This window comes from Methylophaga sp. UBA678, from assembly GCF_002299105.1.
In the GTDB taxonomy this organism is placed as follows: Bacteria; Pseudomonadota; Gammaproteobacteria; order Nitrosococcales; family Methylophagaceae; genus Methylophaga; species Methylophaga marina.
Map to the genome: position 1 here is coordinate 100,990 of NZ_DBNG01000012.1, position 17,217 is coordinate 118,206.

Sequence of the window (17,217 nt, forward strand, 5' to 3'; positions counted from 1 at the left end):
ATGTTTTGTAGTCCATGATTTTATGGATATGTTCGGCGTTTGTTTTGATTTCTATGCTCACTTCTTTTTTCCTCTGAACCATTCTGATTTCTTCCTGTCACTTAACTGATTGTGCTAATACAAGCATTTTGGCACTATCTAATAGGTTGAATATAAAGCTGAAACACAAAACTGTTTTAGCTTTATTTCAATTCAAGAGAGAGAAATTTTATTAACTATAACAAGAGGAAAAGTGTTGCATGTCTAATGAAAACAACAAGACTTCACTGCCACACTGGGCAAGTATCCTCGGTGTTGTCGCGATTATGCTCGGTGTCTTTCTGACGGCTGTGCATGGTAATGAGGCGATGAAACAGGCCGTGGTGACCAGCAATATGCCAGCAGATGGTGTGATGCCGGCAGCTGACTGTCCAGAGGAAGAGCTGGAAGAGGAGGGGATTACCATCGCTGAATGTGAATACCTCATTGAGCATGTCAAAGGCGTGGCTTTAGCAGCGCCAGACTGGTTCCCGAATGTGCAAATGACACTGGCTGGTATTGGGGCTGTGTTGGCATTTATTTCTGTCATCATCGGTGGCGCCTTAGTGAATTACACGCCATGGGCATCGAAAGCGGCGATGGTCGTCTTTAGTGGTCTCGCAGCCGTTGATTTATTGCAGTTTGCTGCTGTAGTCAATACAGGACCAACGCTACGTGAAGTGTATCTGGGCGGTATTTTGCTCTGGTTCATTCTGCATTTAATGTTAGTCGTGGGTACATTAGCTGGCAGACACAGTGAAGCCAATGCTTAATCTCCCACATTTGCAACGAAATATAAACGGAAGCTGTTATGCAAAGACAAGGTTTTAGTAGAACGGCGGTAATCCTGCATTGGTTGCTGGCTGTTTCAATTTTCTTTTTATTTATCTCAAGCTGGTGGATGATGGGCTTACCTTTGCCCTCACCGGAATTACAATTCCGGGCATTTCCATTTCAGTTACATAAAAACATTGGTATCACATTAGTGATCATTATTCTGATGTTGCTGTATGTCCGTCTCAGGCACCGACCTACACCACCAGACTCAACGGATATGGCACCCTGGATGCACTGGTCTGCTATTGCTGCACATGTGGCAATATATGGTTTAGTGCTTGCGGTCTGTTTGACTGGCTATCTGTCATCAGCCCATACCCGTTGGGACACCGTGTTCTGGTGGTCGATTGAGTTCCCTCGCATTGCTGCACCTGATGAGGAAATGAACGAGTTCTGGGGTGAGCTGCATATGTGGACGGCATGGGCACTGCTGGGCATTATTGCCGTGCATGTCAGTGGCGCGATTTATCATGCCTTCCGTAATGATGGCATTGTGAGACGTATGATGCGTTGGTAGAAGTAATAACGTATTTCAATAAACGAAATGGGGCCTTACTGGCCCCATTTTATTGTGGTGTTAAAAAGTCCCTTTTAGCCAGACAAAGCCGAGTAAAGCTGTTGCCAGTCCTAAAATCCCTTTGGCATAACGGAACAGCGTTTCACTTCGGTCATACAAAAGTGATTGAGCAAATCCTAATAGTAAACCAAAACACAACATGCTCAGTAATACCCCGATTGAAAACAGGACGACATATAAAATACCAAGACTGGAAGACTTGGCAATGAGTGCTGGCAAAATGGCCAATAATGGACCACTACCGGCAACCCCATGCACAATGCCAACCGATACCGGCAAGTGAGAGCGATGAGGCTTGGAGACTTCAACAATATGAGTATGTTTGGTGCCATCGGCATGCTGATGAGTTGTTATCTTCAATCCAGCGTTCGGATGAATAAAACGATAAGCCAAAAATAAACCAACAGAGAGTAATAACACGCCAATAAATCGCTCAGCCCAGAGACTGGCCTGTTCACTCAGATGCCAGTCAAAAGCAATAAATAAAATCGCCAGTATCATCACGGTTGCCCCATGGCCCAATGCCCAGCGTCCACAAAAGAAGGCTATTTGGCGAGGTGAGGATCGTTTCGCTGAAAGGCTGGTCACAGCCATAATATGATCCGCATCAAAGGCATGTAACATGCCTAAACTGAGGCCGGTAAACATAAGTGTTAGAGTAGAAATATCCATTAATTTTTACCTATGATGTTTGACTAAAATCAAACTGAAATAAGAGAAGCCTGTTAATAGCTGTTTATGTTTTTTCATTGGAAAATGACTGTTTTGCAATAATTTCTTTTGCTAACTCACCTACTGGCATACGTTGTTCCATCGCCTGTTTTCGCAATAATTTATAGGCTGCTTCAAGACTAATATTTTGTTTTTCACTGATAAAATGCTTGGCGTTTTCAATATGTTGACTGGCATTGAGTTTGGATTCTAAGTTACGAATCGTCTTGACCATAGAGCGAGTTTGTTTAAACTCTTGCAAACTCAGCAGTAAGTTACTGAGTACACCCAAAGGGTGAAATGGAAGACCAATAATCGCTTGCGCATTCAAACTTAATGAATATTGCAAAACCAGTGGGTTTTCATAGTCCACCACCAACACTAAAGCGGCCGGTGGGTTGCTGATATCCCAGTGAAAGTCATAATCATTCTCAATGATAGGGGTAAGCCCCAGCATCACGACCTGATAATTGGATGAAAAGTCCTCAGGTGGTGGCCATTCTGTTTTTAGTGGAAAGCCAATGCGTCGGATCTGTTGTTCGATTTTTTTACGATTCTCACCTTCTGGCATGATCAGCAAGATTTCATGCTGGCGTAAGTTTTTAACTAAGGTGGAGAGCTCCAGAGGCTGCTGAACAGCAGTTAAGCGCTTACTCATAACGACTCTCTGCTGGCTGTTTCCAGAGGGCTCGTCGAATATGAGACTAAGTAGGGATCAGGTTTCAACGCCGTGTCGGAAGTCACTAATATATCGAATTGACCTTCTTGATTGACTCGACCTATGCGTGACCATAAAAAACAATGATTATTATCAGGATCAATTTTTACCGGACCCTGTGGTGCCGAATGTCGAATATCGGCTATTTTTTCCATCACCTTATCAGCATGGAATGACTCGGCCAGTTTGACGGCTTTGATAGCCAGATGTACTTGGAAATAGGCGGCTTCCCAGCACATTGTCGTCACCTCATCCTGACCATAGGTGGCCTTATATTCCTTGACGATTTCCTGGTTTATCGGGGTTTCAACTGACTGGAAATAAGGCGCGGCGGTGTAGTGTCCAAAACCTGCCTTAATTCCCATCGCCTGAATTTCTGTTTCGGTCGTTGTCAGGCTGGCAATGGGAATAGGTTTATCGGCATTTAATTCCAGCATGGCTTGATAAAAATACTCGATGCTTTTGCCGACAAAGTTAGAGAAGACAAACTCGGGATGTTTTGAGCTGACCCGCCTGGCAACCTCATAGACAGCTTCTTTGTTGGTTTCTAATGGCAGAAACATTTCTGATATGACGTCACCATCTGATGTTTCGATGAGTTCACGCATGATGCGGTTAATCTCACGAGGCCAGATATAATCGGAGCCAACCATGCAGACGCGTTTACCGACGTTTTGAAGCATGTATTGGGCAAGTTGAACACAACCTTGATTTGGTGCCGCACCGGTATAAACGACATTCGGTGCATACTCAAATCCCTCATATTGCGTTGGGTAAAAAAGTAAAACATCGTAACGCCCGATAATCGGTAGCATGGCTTTGCGGCTAGCGGATGTATAGCCCCCGAAGATAAGTTTGACGTTATCTTCAACAATCAGCTTTTGTGCAAGTGGGCCATAATTTTCTGGAACAGATTGGGGATCAACACAAATAGGATGGAGTTGTTGACCATTGATGCCGCCCTGACGATTGATCCTATCAATTGCCAGCAGGGTTGCCCTGAGCATGGTCTGTTCTGGATTAGCTGTGACACCTGTCTGAGAAAAAATGACACCAACAGGGATTTCAGCGGGGTACGTATTCGACATTAAAAACCTCATGTAATACCAGGCATAGAGCCATAAATGTTATTCATTCTGCGTTTTTGCAGAATCTGTACCCAGAATTCGGGTAGATAAACAGCAATTGATAATGAGTTTCTAAATGTCTATTTCAGTGGACCATACCGCTTTGTTGTTGTCAATTCGCTTCTGAATATAAAACAAACGATTCGGATGACACGCAAAAATGGTGCGATGTTTATGAGCTTTGCACCAAAATTAAACAATCTTTTTACAAAAATAAAAGTCAATTTTTGTAACTTGTTGTTTATTTTGTGATATTTGTCTTTGGCATAAATTGTGCCTAAACCCTAAGTGAGGATTGATAGTTATTCTGCATGAGATAACTGCCCGCAAAAGCGCGTTCAGTTATATATTCATCATCCAGAATCTCCAAAAGCGGAGTGTGATTATCTGTCTCTAAATGTCATGTTATTTTTCGAGCGAAAGGGCTCCCTAATTTATTAGGGGGCCCTTTTTGCGTTTTAAGGGGAAGCATTAATGAAATTACTAAAAAATCTTAAGGCAACTATTGCGGTTGTTGCCTTTAGTTTACCGTTTATCGGGCAAGCGAGTGCGGCCGATGAAATTAAAGTGGGCGTACTTTTTTCACTAACGGGTGGCTTGTCTATTGTAGAAAAGTCTCTGTCTGATGCCACCTTAATGGCAATTGATGAAATCAATGCCAATGGTGGTGTTGACGGTAAGATGATCAAACCTATCGTAGAAGATGGCGCGAGTGATCCTAAAACATTTAATGAAAAAACAAGCAAACTGGTGATTCGTGATCGTGTCGTTACCGTCTTTGGTGGTTACACTTCAGCTAGTCGTAAAGCGATGCTACCTGTTATCGAAAAACGTAAAAACCTATTGTTTTACCCTACTTTTTACGAAGGATATGAGTGCTCAAAAAATGTCATTTATACCGGCTCTGTTCCTAACCAGCAGTTGAATAATTACATTCCTTATTTGGTTAATAAGTTAGGTAAGAAGAAGTTCTTCATTGTTGGCTCTAACTACTTATTTCCAAAAGAAATGGCAAAAGTGGCTAAAAAGTTAATTGAAGAGAATGGTGCTGAATGGGTGGCAGACGAATATCTGGAGTTAGGCCATTCTGAATGGGGCTCAATGGTCAAAAAAATCAAAGACAGCGGTGCTGATGTTGTGCTGTCGAACGTGGTAGGTGACTCTGTCATTTCTTTCTATCGTGAATATTTCAACCAGGGTATTTCACAAAAAGATATTCCTATTGCCTCAACTGTGACCTCTGAAATTGAGGTGGCGGCATTAGGTGGTAAATATGCTGCCGGTAGTTATACCTCATTCCCTTATTTCCAAGCTATTGATACCAAAGAAAATCACGACTTCATCAAACGTTATCGTGCTTATGTTAACGATCCGAATGCTGTCACACACGTCACTATGGTTGCAGCATATGAGAGTGTTTACGAGTGGGCTAAAGCGGTAGAAAAATCGGGTAAAACCAAACCACGAGACATCATGGAAGCGGCAAAAGGGGTATCTATAGATGGACCTATGGGCGTGATGACAGTAAGTCCTGAAAACCTTCATAACTCGATGACGCCTCGTATTGCTCAATGGCAAGAAGATGGTCAGGGCAAAATCGTCGATGAATATGATGTGCCATTACAACCATTACCTTATTCCGCCTACGGTGAAACAGCTGACAATCTGTTCTGCACCGTGTCCGGTTTGGACAGTTCTAAATTGTAATTATTTATATCCTTACGGCCTGTCACCTCAAGGTGAACAGGCCGGTAAGAGGAGAATTTTAATATGTTAGATACTGTATTCATTGGGCTAAGTATTGGCTCTATCTTGCTATTGGTCGCATTGGGTTTATCCATAGTCTATGGCTCGATGGGGGTCATTAATATGGCTCATGGTGAATTAGTCATGATGGGTGCCTATACCACCGTACTGGCTCAAACCTATTTAGGTTTTAATCTGTTTGCAGCTATTCCTTTAGCTTTTCTCGTCTGTGCTGGTTTGGGGTTACTCATTGAAAAGCTGGTGATTCGTCGCTTATATAACCGGCTGTTTGATACTTTGCTGGCGACATGGGGGGTGGCTATTTTACTACAGCAAGCTATTCGTCTTGAATTTGGTTTGTCTTTTTTCGGCATCCATATCGATGGCCTTGGACCAGGGCTACAGTCTGTGACTCTGCCCGAGATCATGACAGAGTCATTTACTGTAGGTGAGTTTGTTATTCAGCCTTATAGAACATTTATCATTTTAGTGTCTGCACTGTTGGCATTGTTGACGTGGTTTGTGATGTATCGCACCCGAATAGGTCAACAAGTAAGAGCAATCATGCGTAATCCTGATATGGCAGCGGCCTGTGGCATCGATGTCAAAAAAGTGAATGCCTTAACCTTTGCTTATGGTGCCGGATTGGCTGGTGTCGCTGGTGTCATGATGTCTGGGTTTAAAACCGTTATGCCTGATATGGGCAGCTCACTGGTTGTCGATGGCTTTTTAGTGGTTGTTGTTGGCGGTGTTGGCAGCTTAGTGGGGTCGATTGTCGCCTCTGGCATTCTTGGTCAGTTAAACGGCGTGGTTGCTTTCTTTAGTAACGATATTATTGCTAGGGCAGTTGTTTTTGCGGCTGTTATCGCCATCATTATCTGGCGTCCCCGTGGCTTATTTAACTACAAGGGGCGTTAATGATGAAATTGACATATTCACACCTGAAAATAATGGTTTACGCCATATTTATCGCGATCATCCTGTCTCTGCCTTTATTTTTAGATGAGTTCTGGCTAAACCGCACAGCAAAATATTTAATTTACGGCATGTTAGGTGTCGCTATTTCATTGAGTTGGGGCTATGCCGGCATTTTGAATTTAGGGCAGGGCCTGTTCTTTGGCGCTGGGGCATACATGTTAGGCATGAGTCTGAAGTTAGCCAGTCCCACCAGTATGGAACAAGGTGGGCAGACACCAATTCCTGACTTTATGATGTGGAATGCGGAGCCTGATGCGGTGATTGATCTCTGCTGCATCAATGATGTCTCATTCTTATGGATGCCATTTCAATCACAAAGCTTTGGCATCTTTATGGCTATCGCCTTACCTGTCCTTGTTGCCTGGCTGATAGGCACGATCATTTTCCGTAAAGGCATTGCGGGTGTTTTCATTTCGATTATTACATTAGCCATGGTGTTATTGGCTCGCCTGTTAGTCGTTGATGCACAGTCTTTTACCGGCGGTTTTAACGGCTTAACGGATCTGGCCTGGTTTAAGATAAATGGTTATGAGTTTGATCCCTATACGGTCGGTACTTATTACCTGGTTGCCATCTCACTAGTGATTGTCTTGCTTATCACTCGAGTATTAATCAATAGTCGGGCAGGCTTGATATTACAAGCTATTCGCGACGATCAGAATCGAGCTAAATACCTGGGTTTTGATGCTGCATCGTATCAGACCTTTTTCTTCTGCGTGTCAGCGGCTATCTCTGGATTTGCAGGGATGTTGTATGTCATTACCGCAGAGTTTGCATCACCTACATTTATGGATTTGTCCTTCAGTATCGCCATTGTGATCTGGGCAGCAGTGGGTGGACGTGCTTCTATCTTAGGTGCCTGTATAGGTGCCATTTCTATCTCGATGTTAGGGGCCTCGGTGAGTGAAAGCGAGCTGTTTGTTGAATCGTGGCAAGCCATTCTGGGGTTATTCTTTGTTTTGGTGGTGTTGTATATGCCAAAAGGCTTGGCCGGTATTGCTCATGGGATTTGTAGAAAACTAACTGTAAACCGGGGGGAAGGCTGATGAAAGCTGAAAATCGTGATCTTTATATCGATGGCTTAGGAGTTAACTTCAGTGGCTTCCAGGCAGTAAATAATTTCAGCATGGTCGTAAAACACGGTGAAATGCGTGTGCTTTTAGGCGCTAATGGTGCGGGTAAAACGACATTGATGGATATGATTTGCGGTAAAACCCAGTCAACGGCGGGCAGAATTTTTCTTGGTGATAAGGAGATCACCAATAAACCACCACATTTAATTGCTCGTTTGGGGATAGGGCGTAAATTTCAGATCCCCAGCGTTTTTAAAGAGCTTTCTGTGTTGCAGAATCTGTCAGTGGCAGCAATGCAGGAAAGTACAGTACTTGCCAATTTAGGCTCAATGAAACGACGAGTTGATCATGAGCGTATGAACGAGGTGATGTCGATGACTAATCTCGAAAACAAAGCACATGAGCTGGCCGAAAATCTCTCCCATGGTGAAACGCAATGGCTTGAACTTGCCATGCTGATTATTCGTAAGCCTCAAGTGATCTTACTTGATGAGCCCACAGCCGGTATGACTGCGGATGAAACACTTAAAACCTCTCAAATTATGAATAATCTGAAAGGCCAACATACGATTATTGCTGTTGAGCATGATATGGCATTCGTTCGTGAAATTGCCGACAAAATTACTGTGATGCATCAAGGAGAGTTTTTGGCTGAAGGCCACATCAGCGATATAGAAAATAACCAGGCAGTGAAAGATGCTTACCTGGGAAGTGGGGGCATTCACTAATGTTGACGTTGCAATCAGTAAACAGTTTTTATGGTGGCAGCCATATTTTGCACGATATTAATTTCAGCCTGGAAACGGGCAAGATTTTATCGGTATTAGGCCGTAACGGGGTAGGCAAGAGTACCTTGCTAAAAACACTGATGGGATTGACCAGCTCCATGACAGGGAGTTTGACACTCAATGAGCTTGAGCTTGGTGATCAGACAACCTTCTATCGGGCACGTTCAGGGATGGGATATGTACCTCAAGGTCGTGAAATCATTCCAGACTTTTCGGTGAAAGAAAATATTTTGATGGGACGATTTGCTGACCAATCCAGTAAGGCAGAGATTCCGGATATTGTGCCAGAGCTATTCCCTTATTTAATGGATAACCTGGATAGGGCGGGTGGATTGTTATCTGGCGGCCAGCAGCAGCAATTAGCTATTGCCAGAGCCATAGCTACCAATCCTCAGGTGCTATTACTGGACGAGCCTACCGAGGGTATTCAACCCAATATCGTTGAGCAAATAGAAGACTGCATTCTCAGACTGAATAAGGAGCTGGACTTAACTATTATTCTTGTCGAGCAGAATATCCGTTTCGCGAAGAGGGCTTCTGATGAGTTTCTTATTCTGGATAACGGACGCCTTGTTTGTCAGGGAAGCGGTAATGAACTGACCGATGATCTGGCTAATCAGTATTTGACCATCTAAGACGAATATGAGGATAAATAAATGCTTGTCTTAAACGACATTATCGGCAGTGTGAACGACGAAGACATTGCTGAGAAACTTCATCATCACGGACATCATGACCGTATTGAATTCATTCGAATGAATGTAGCTGATACCGCACGTAGTCGGCAGAAAGTTGTGACGGATAAAGGCACTGAATATGGGATAGCCCTATCCCGTGATAAGCGCTTATATAACGGTGCGGTATTGCTCATGGATGAGCAGCGGGCTGTGGTGATACGGGTCAATGAAGAAGAATGGCTTCGATTATCTCCTGTCAGTGCCGATGCCGCATTAGAGCTTGGTTACAACGCAGGTAATTTGCACTGGCGTATACGGTTTGATGGTGCTGATCTGCTGGTGGCTCTGGAAGGGCCTGCACAACGTTATATCGACAGGCTTAGCGGGCTGATTGATGCCAATCGTGTGACTGTCGTTCAACCTTGACTACGACTGTACCAGAAGAAATGACCTCTTCAGCATTAGCCATGTTGAGCATGATGCAGTTTGGAGATAGCCAATTTCCAAGTGGCAGCTTTGCTTTCTCAAATGGCCTGGAGACCTTATTCAACGACAATAAGATCAAAGGTCCAGAACAAATATATGACTTGATTACAGTGCAGCTTAAGGGGCGTTGGAACAGTTTGGATCGTGTCGCCTTATGCCATGTCTATCGGCAAGCAGAGAATCTGGATGCTATCAACGCGATTGATAATGAAGTTGAAGCCTTAAGCCTTTCTGCTGGATTAAGAACAGGATCGAAACGGAATGGCGCTGCATTATTAGGTATCCATGCACGGTTAGGCACACCCTTGAGTGCGGAATATCGGCAACGTGTTATGGAAAAAAAAGCACCCGGACATATTCCTGTCGTCCAGGGTTTAATGTTTCGTCATTGTGGATTAACGGAGCTGCAGGCACAGATAGCAAGTGCCCATGGCTTATGCAATGACATGCTGGGTGCCTGCATGCGGCTGGGCAAACTAGGTCATATTCATGCTCAGTTGATACGTCAAAAACTGTCTTCTTTTATTGCCTCACTTCTCGAACAGCCTGTTTCAGATGAACAACTTATGCATAGCTATGTGCCATTAACTGAAATTGCGGCAATGCGTCATGAAATCAGTGACCAACGGCTATTTGCCAATTAACTATTTAAGGAGAAATTATGTATTTAACTCCATCAGAACTTGAACGTTTAACCATCTATACCGCAGCAAAACTTGCACAAGAGCGGCGTGAGAGAGGGTTAAAACTGAATTACCCAGAGGCCACAGCACTGATCGTTAATGAAGTGCTTGAAGGTGCACGGGATGGTCGTACTGTGGCAGAGCTGATTAGTTTTGGCAGCACCATTCTGAGTACTGATGATGTGTTACCAGGGGTCAGTGACATGATGCACATATTGCAAGTGGAAGGTGTTTTTCCAGATGGTTCTAAATTAGTCACCATACATGATCCTATCCGTTCAGGAGAGCAAGAGGTCCCTGACTACCCTATTCCTGGCGAGCTATTTCCAGCAGAAGGCGAAATTGAACTGAATGCAAAGCGTGAAAAACGCACTCTTCGGGTGGCGAATACCGGTGACAGACCGGTACAGATTGGCAGTCATTACCATTTTTTTGAGGCGAATAAAGCCTTGGAATTCGATCGTGAAGCCGCATTTGGAATGCGTTTGGATATTCCTGCCGGCACAGCAGTAAGGTTTGAGCCAGGCCAGGAAAAAGAATGCATTTTATGTGAGTTTGGTGGCGAAAAAGCACTGTATGGCCTTAATGGACTGACCAATGGTTTAGCTGATGATGAGGCGGTGAAACAAGCGGCACTGAACAAAGCCAAGCAAGAAAATTATTTAGGAGCATAACGATGGCAATAATGAGTCGTAAAGAATATGCAGAAATGTATGGACCAACCACCGGTGATGGTATTCGCCTTGGTGATACCAATTTAATCGCTGAGGTGGAGTACGATTTCACCGTGTATGGTGATGAGTGCCTTCATGGTGGTGGTAAAACACTGCGAGATGGCATGGGAATGACCTCAGGGCTGGGAAGTGAAGACGGTACATTAGATATGCTGTTATGTAATGCTCTGGTAATCGATCCTGTCATTGGCATTGTGAAAGGCGATGTTGGTATTAAAGATGGCAAGATAGTGGGCATTGGTAAAGCCGGTAATCCAGCCACTATGGATGGAGTAGATCACAACTTATTAGTGGGGCAATCGACCACAGTAAGAGATGCCGAAGGGCTAATTGCCACACCGGGTGGCATTGATGTGCACGTCCATTTTGATAGTGCTCAGTTATGTGACCATGCCATTGCTGCAGGCATTACCACCTTGTTCGGTGGATCGTTGGGACCTATCACCGTAGGGATTGATTGTGGCGGGGTATTTAATGTAGGAAAAATGTTACAGGCGGCCGAAGATTTCCCTGTTAATTTTGGTTTTCTGGGAAGAGGTAACTCATGTAAACCTGAGTCTTTATATGAGCAGATTGAAGGCGGTTGTGTTGGTCTGAAAATCCATGAAGACTGGGGCGCCATGCCTGCTGTTATTGATACCTGTCTTAATGTCGCTGATGAACTGGACTTTCAGGTTCAAATCCACACCGATACCTTGAATGAAAGTGGCTTTTTAGAAAATACATTGGCGTCTATTAAAGGGCGAACTATCCATATGTATCACACTGAAGGCGCTGGCGGAGGTCATGCTCCGGATATTATTTCTGTTGCAGGTGAGGCCAATTGTTTGCCTTCATCAACTAACCCAACAAATCCGTTTACCCGTAATACGTTTGATGAACATCTGGATATGACTATGGTCTGCCATCATCTTAGCCCGGCTATTCCAGAGGATGTCGCCTTTGCCGAAAGTCGGATTCGTGCTCAAACCATTGCTGCTGAAGATATTCTGCATGACATTGGCGCCATCTCCATGCTCGGGTCAGATAGTCAGGGAATGGGACGTATTAATGAAGTGATAACCCGAACCTGGCAATTAGCCAGCAAAATGAAAGATCAACGCGGCAGGCTGGAGACAGAAAAATCACGTATTGGTGATAACGAACGCATCAAACGCTATATCGCTAAATATACGATTAATGCAGCGAAAAGCTTTGGTGTGGCTGAGCATATTGGCTCATTGGAACCAGGCAAAATGGCGGATGTTGTTCTTTGGCGACCAGCCATGTTTGGGGTTAAACCTGAAATCATCGTGAAAGGTGGTTTTATTGCTTATGGTGCAATGGGTGACAGTGCGGCGTCATTAATGACCTGTGAACCAATCATAATGCGTCCTCAATGGGGTGCTTTTGGTGTTGCCAAACAAAAACTGAGTGCTAATTTTGTGAATCCATTGGCGATTGAAAAAGGATTAGCTGAGAAGCTGGAGTTGAAAAAAACCTTACTGCCGGCCACGGGGACTCGAAATCTCACCAAAAAAGACATGTTACATAACGATGCCTGTCCTGAGATGTCTGTTGACCCACAGACTTTTGATGTTCATATCAATGGTGAGCTGGCTTATTGCGAACCCTCTAGCGAACTTCCACTAACACAAAGGTATATCCTGCGATGAACACATCTTTTGACTTAAATTCATTAGCCGGGCCAGCCAGAGTTGGTATTGGTGGTCCGGTTGGTTCTGGTAAAACAGCGTTAATTGAAAAGCTTATTCCAGCATTTCAGCAACGGCAGATTGAAATTGGCATTATTACCAATGATCTGGTGACCAAAGAAGATGCTGAGAGATTGAGAAAAAGTGGTTTGATCGATCCTGAACGGGTCATGGCTGTTGAAGCCGGGGCTTGTCCTCACACGGTCATTCGGGAAGATCCGACGTTAAATATAGAAGCCTCTGAACAGATGACCATTAACTTTCCTGAGATTGAATTAATTCTGATTGAAAGTGGAGGAGATAATCTGGCTTCTACTTTCTCTTTGGATCTGGTTGATCAATGGATGTTTGTGATTGATGTCGCTGGTGGTGATGATATACCGCGTAAAAAAGGGCCTGGCGTTTTACAAAGCGATCTCTTGATTATTAATAAAAAAGATCTGACGCCCTATGTCGGTGTCGATTTTGACGCTATGTATTCTGAAGCAAAAAATGTTCGTGAAAACAGACCCGTTGTGGCGATTAATAGTCGCTCAGGAGAGGGCGTTGAACAAGTGGTTGATTACATCGTTTCCAGTTTATTGTTTAATAAAGCAACGTCATAGGTAGACACATGCGAAGCGAAGATTTTTCACCTTTCGATAATCCTGCTGTCACGCCGATGGGTATCAATACGATGCAATCACGTAAGGCGCGTGCAGAACTCAGATTTACAAAAAATACGTCAGGTAACACCTTTATTTCTCATCAGCATGCGGAACATCCTTTCCATATCACCCGGCCTTATCATTACGAACGAGATCCGGAGGGTATGGTGACACTGTATCTGCAGTCATCCTCTGGTGGTATTTATCGAGGTGATGATTTAAGTATGGATGTGCTTTTGGAAGAACAGGCACAGCTTCACCTGACAACACAAGCCAGTACGATTGTGCATAACACGCGAGGTATTAAAGCAAGGCAGTCTGTTGATCTGGTATTAGGAAAAGGCAGTTATTGTGAGTACATTCCTGATCCCACGGTGTTATTTAGTGGTGCCGCTTTTTGCTCAAATATTCAGATTAAATTAGGAGAAGGTTCAAAAATTTTGTTTACCGATAGTTTTATGTGGCATGACCCCAGTTACAAACTCGTCACCGAACAGGGGGAACATGCTTTTGCTGGTTATGATGGCAATATAAAAGTTGTCGATCAGCATATGAATCTATTAGTTCTGGAGCGATTCCGACTGGAAGGAAAAGACGTACTCCAGCATAACTGCGCTATTCACGATTCTTTTCGTGCACAAGGTTCACTTTTTATCATTGACCAGTCGCCGTCATTAAATTGTGTTCTTGGAGCGATACGGGAAGGCTTATCGCATTTTAATGATATCTATGCTGGTGCTTCAGAGTTACCTAATAATAGCGGCATTATTATTCGTTTTTTGGCGAAAGATGGTATCGCTCTTCAAAAAGCATTGAATATGAGTTGGTCCATTTCGCGAGAGCAGTTAACCGGTACTATTCCTAAGTTAAGACGCAAATAGCTTTTAGTATTGATCCTTGTCATATCAATACGATGCTGGCGTTTTGCCTGGCGAGCATCATTTTCAGGCAAGAAAAATACGGGGTATAGTCTTATTACGGATAGATGGATGATGATGTGAGGCTCTATGAAGATGAGTTCATCAAAAAGTAGCGTTACAGCATGGCATACCTTGAGTGTCGATTCTTCATTTGAAACATTAAATACTTCAGCAGCAGGACTGGATTCGCAGGAGGCGGGTGAGAGGCTTTTTCATTACGGCAAAAACAGTCTGCCAACAGCAAAAAAACGCAGTGCTGTTATCCGATTTCTCAGTCATTTTCATAATATTCTTATCTATGTATTGCTGGGGTCTGCAGTTGTTACTGCCGCTCTTGCCCATTGGATTGATACCGGTGTCATCCTGGCCGTTGTTATGGCTAATGCGATTATTGGCTTTATTCAGGAGGGTAAAGCCGAATCAGCTATGGGGGCGATCCAACAAATGCTGGCACCGGTTGCCCATGTTATTCGTGGTGCTGAACGAGTCAGTATTGAGGGTGAAGAGCTGGTTCCGGGTGATATTGTCTTGATTGAAGCAGGCGATAAAGTCCCTGCGGACTTACGCTTATTTGATGCCCATGGCTTATCTATACAAGAGTCAATTCTGACAGGTGAATCTGTAGCGGTAGAAAAACTGACCCGTTCAGTTGAAGAGCAAGCAGCGCTCGGTGACCGAAGTTGTATGGCCTTTTCTGGAACACTGGTGGCTTCTGGACAGGGGAAAGGCATTGTTGTTGCTACTGGTGAAAATACTGAGATTGGTCGTATCAGTAGTTTGCTTTCAGAGGTAGAGACGTTAACAACGCCGCTCATCAGGCAGATGAATGTGTTTGCTAAATGGTTAACGCTGATTATTCTGGTACTCGCCTCACTACTGCTGGTTTTTGGTTATCTCTTTACTCAGCATGATCTTGCTGTGATGTTTATGTCCGTTGTGGGGTTGTCTGTAGCGGCTATTCCGGAAGGTCTCCCAGCGGTGTTGACAATTACGTTGGCCATTGGCGTTCAGGCTATGGCCAGACGTCAGGCCATAGTTCGTCGCTTACCCGCGATTGAAACATTAGGTTCGGTGTCTGTGATTTGTTCTGATAAAACCGGCACATTGACTCGAAATGAAATGATGGTGGCCACGGTTGTGACTTCTCAGCACGCGTTTAGTTTAGAGGGTGAGGGCTATAATCCTGAAGGTGATTTGAAGTTAAATGAACGGTGTATTTCACCAACAGAGCATAGTGTATTAGAAGAAATGGCACGTGCGGCCGCGCTGTGTAATGACGCTGCGCTAGTAGAAAAGTCGGGCGTCTGGTATAGCGAAGGTGATCCCATGGAAGGCGCTTTATTGTCTTTTGCTGGCAAAATGAATCTCGATGTCAGGCTGGAAAAATCCGTATGGAAACGAAGTGATGCGATCCCATTTGATGCCCGCCACCGTTTCATGGCAACGCTAAGTCATGACCATCAACATCATGCCTGTATTTTTGTTAAAGGTGCGCCGGAGCGCTTATTAGAAATGTGTGGTAGCCAGCGCAGCAATGATGGCAAAGTCGAACCACTAGATATGTCCCATTGGCAGCAACAAATGCTGACTATTGCAGCAAAAGGCCAACGCGTGCTGGCGTTTGCCATTAAACCGGTTAAGACTGACTATACTGTTTTGGAGCAGGATGATCTAAACGAGTCGCTGATTATGTTAGGACTGGTCGGCATGATTGATCCTCCTAGATCGGAAGCCATAAGCGCTGTGGCTGAGTGTCACCAGGCGGGTATTCGAGTGAAAATGATTACGGGCGATCATGCCGAAACCGCTGCTGCAATAGGTAAACAAATTGGCCTTAAGAATTCAGATAAAGTGCTGTCAGGACGAGATATTGATGGCATGGATGAGCAGCAGTTAAAAGCCAATGTGATTGATTGCGATATTTTTGCCCGTACCAGTCCTGAACATAAATTAAGACTTGTTACAGCGATGCAAGCTCATGAATTGACTGTCGCCATGACTGGTGATGGTGTGAATGATGCCCCTGCACTTAAACGTGCAGATGCCGGTATTGCCATGGGCCTAAAAGGTTCTGAAGCAGCAAAAGAAGCGGCTGAACTGGTACTGGCAGACGATAATTTTGCCACCATTGTGTCAGCGGTCCGTGAAGGGCGAACGGTCTATGACAACTTGAAAAAGATCATCAGCTGGACTTTACCCACTAATGCCGGTGAAGCCATGACGATCATTGTCGCTTTGCTGTTTGGTATGACTTTGCCTATTACACCGGTTCAGATTCTCTGGATTAATCTGATCACAGCAGTGACTTTAGGTATTGCTCTGGCTTTTGAACCGACAGAAGAAAATACTATGCGCCGACCTCCACGCTCACGAAATGAGTCATTATTAAGCACCGAGTTGTTGTGGCATATTGTCTTGGTCTCTTTGCTTTTCTTGGGTGGTGTTTACGGGATTTATCACTATGCTATCAGTCAGGGATATTCGGTTGAACTGGCCCGAACACTGGCCGTCAATACGCTAGTTGTAATGGAAATTTTCCACTTGTTTTTTATTCGGAATATTCACGGTACATCGATCACCTGGAAAGCTATCTGTGGCACAAAAGTCATTTGGCGAGTGGTTTTTGTGATTAGTTGTGCCCAGTTTGCTATTACCTATCATCCGTGGCTTCAGACTATTTTTGGTACCGAAAGCATTCCTTTTTGGGATGGCGTTCTGGTGATCGGTATTGGTGTGATGTTATTTATCATGATTGAAATGGAAAAGCAGCTGCGTCTTTTTGTGCGACGTGCCAGAGTATAAG

The 17,217-nt window shown here is 44.2% G+C and carries 17 protein-coding genes; 14 read left to right on the forward strand and 3 right to left on the reverse strand.

Annotated features, from left to right (window positions below):
• Nucleotides 1-239: 239 nt before the first annotated feature.
• Together B3014_RS07250 and B3014_RS07255 are read left to right on the forward strand one after the other, a co-directional pair.
• Nucleotides 240-791 (forward strand): hypothetical protein, encoded by a 552-nt coding sequence (locus B3014_RS07250; protein ID WP_286304118.1) that lies wholly within the window; start codon nucleotides 240-242, stop codon nucleotides 789-791.
• A gap of 38 nt (nucleotides 792-829) precedes the next feature.
• Complete coding sequence (locus B3014_RS07255; RefSeq protein WP_286304119.1) at nucleotides 830-1,372, forward strand: cytochrome b; 543 nt, start codon at nucleotides 830-832, stop codon at nucleotides 1,370-1,372.
• Nucleotides 1,373-1,432: 60 nt separating this feature from the next.
• On the opposite strand, the gene B3014_RS07260 is transcribed toward B3014_RS07255, so the two are convergent.
• From B3014_RS07260 to B3014_RS07270, 3 genes are all read right to left on the reverse strand, one after another.
• Nucleotides 1,433-2,104, reverse strand: a complete 672-nt coding sequence (locus B3014_RS07260; protein ID WP_289243350.1) for a sulfite exporter TauE/SafE family protein — start codon at nucleotides 2,102-2,104, stop codon at nucleotides 1,433-1,435.
• A gap of 64 nt (nucleotides 2,105-2,168) precedes the next feature.
• Nucleotides 2,169-2,801 carry an ANTAR domain-containing response regulator gene (locus B3014_RS07265; protein WP_289243351.1) on the reverse strand — a complete coding sequence of 211 codons (633 nt, stop codon included), beginning with the start codon at nucleotides 2,799-2,801 and terminating at the stop codon, nucleotides 2,169-2,171.
• A complete protein-coding gene (locus B3014_RS07270) occupies nucleotides 2,798-3,949 on the reverse strand; it encodes a transporter substrate-binding domain-containing protein (RefSeq protein WP_289243352.1) in 1,152 nt (383 codons plus the stop codon). Before B3014_RS07270 ends, B3014_RS07265 begins: the two co-directional genes overlap by 4 nt.
• A gap of 513 nt (nucleotides 3,950-4,462) precedes the next feature.
• On the opposite strand from B3014_RS07270, the gene B3014_RS07275 reads away from it, so the two are divergent.
• The 12 genes from B3014_RS07275 (at nucleotide 4,463) to B3014_RS07330 (ending at nucleotide 17,216) form a co-directional block, all read left to right on the forward strand.
• A complete protein-coding gene (locus B3014_RS07275; protein WP_289243353.1) occupies nucleotides 4,463-5,695 on the forward strand; it encodes a transporter substrate-binding domain-containing protein in 1,233 nt (410 codons plus the stop codon).
• Nucleotides 5,696-5,758: 63 nt separating this feature from the next.
• Nucleotides 5,759-6,652, forward strand: a complete 894-nt coding sequence (gene urtB, locus B3014_RS07280; RefSeq protein WP_289243354.1) for an urea ABC transporter permease subunit UrtB — start codon at nucleotides 5,759-5,761, stop codon at nucleotides 6,650-6,652.
• A complete protein-coding gene (urtC, locus tag B3014_RS07285) occupies nucleotides 6,652-7,758 on the forward strand; it encodes an urea ABC transporter permease subunit UrtC (RefSeq protein ID WP_289243355.1) in 1,107 nt (368 codons plus the stop codon). The genes urtB and urtC overlap by 1 nt, the downstream gene beginning before the upstream one ends.
• Nucleotides 7,758-8,513, forward strand: coding sequence for an urea ABC transporter ATP-binding protein UrtD (urtD, locus tag B3014_RS07290; RefSeq protein WP_289243356.1), 756 nt, complete (start codon nucleotides 7,758-7,760; stop codon nucleotides 8,511-8,513). The genes urtC and urtD overlap by 1 nt, the downstream gene beginning before the upstream one ends.
• Nucleotides 8,513-9,208 (forward strand): urea ABC transporter ATP-binding subunit UrtE, encoded by a 696-nt coding sequence (gene urtE, locus B3014_RS07295; protein WP_289243357.1) that lies wholly within the window; start codon nucleotides 8,513-8,515, stop codon nucleotides 9,206-9,208. The genes urtD and urtE overlap by 1 nt, the downstream gene beginning before the upstream one ends.
• Before the next feature lie 21 nt (nucleotides 9,209-9,229).
• Nucleotides 9,230-9,676, forward strand: a complete 447-nt coding sequence (gene ureE / locus B3014_RS07300; protein WP_289243358.1) for an urease accessory protein UreE — start codon at nucleotides 9,230-9,232, stop codon at nucleotides 9,674-9,676.
• Complete coding sequence (locus B3014_RS07305) at nucleotides 9,673-10,380, forward strand: urease accessory protein UreF (protein ID WP_289243359.1); 708 nt, start codon at nucleotides 9,673-9,675, stop codon at nucleotides 10,378-10,380. The genes ureE and B3014_RS07305 overlap by 4 nt, the downstream gene beginning before the upstream one ends.
• A gap of 17 nt (nucleotides 10,381-10,397) precedes the next feature.
• Nucleotides 10,398-11,093, forward strand: a complete 696-nt coding sequence (locus B3014_RS07310) for an urease subunit beta (protein ID WP_289243360.1) — start codon at nucleotides 10,398-10,400, stop codon at nucleotides 11,091-11,093.
• A 2-nt stretch (nucleotides 11,094-11,095) separates the two neighbouring features.
• Nucleotides 11,096-12,808, forward strand: a complete 1,713-nt coding sequence (ureC, locus tag B3014_RS07315) for an urease subunit alpha (protein ID WP_289243361.1) — start codon at nucleotides 11,096-11,098, stop codon at nucleotides 12,806-12,808.
• The gene (gene ureG / locus B3014_RS07320) at nucleotides 12,805-13,452 is read left to right on the forward strand and encodes an urease accessory protein UreG (protein WP_289243362.1); all 648 of its coding nucleotides are present in this window, start codon (nucleotides 12,805-12,807) and stop codon (nucleotides 13,450-13,452) included. Before ureC ends, ureG begins: the two co-directional genes overlap by 4 nt.
• A gap of 8 nt (nucleotides 13,453-13,460) precedes the next feature.
• The gene (locus tag B3014_RS07325) at nucleotides 13,461-14,375 is read left to right on the forward strand and encodes an urease accessory protein UreD (RefSeq protein ID WP_286304134.1); all 915 of its coding nucleotides are present in this window, start codon (nucleotides 13,461-13,463) and stop codon (nucleotides 14,373-14,375) included.
• 132 nt (nucleotides 14,376-14,507) lie between these two features.
• Nucleotides 14,508-17,216, forward strand: a complete 2,709-nt coding sequence (locus tag B3014_RS07330; RefSeq protein ID WP_289243363.1) for a cation-transporting P-type ATPase — start codon at nucleotides 14,508-14,510, stop codon at nucleotides 17,214-17,216.
• The last annotated feature ends 1 nt before the right edge of the window (nucleotide 17,217 follow it).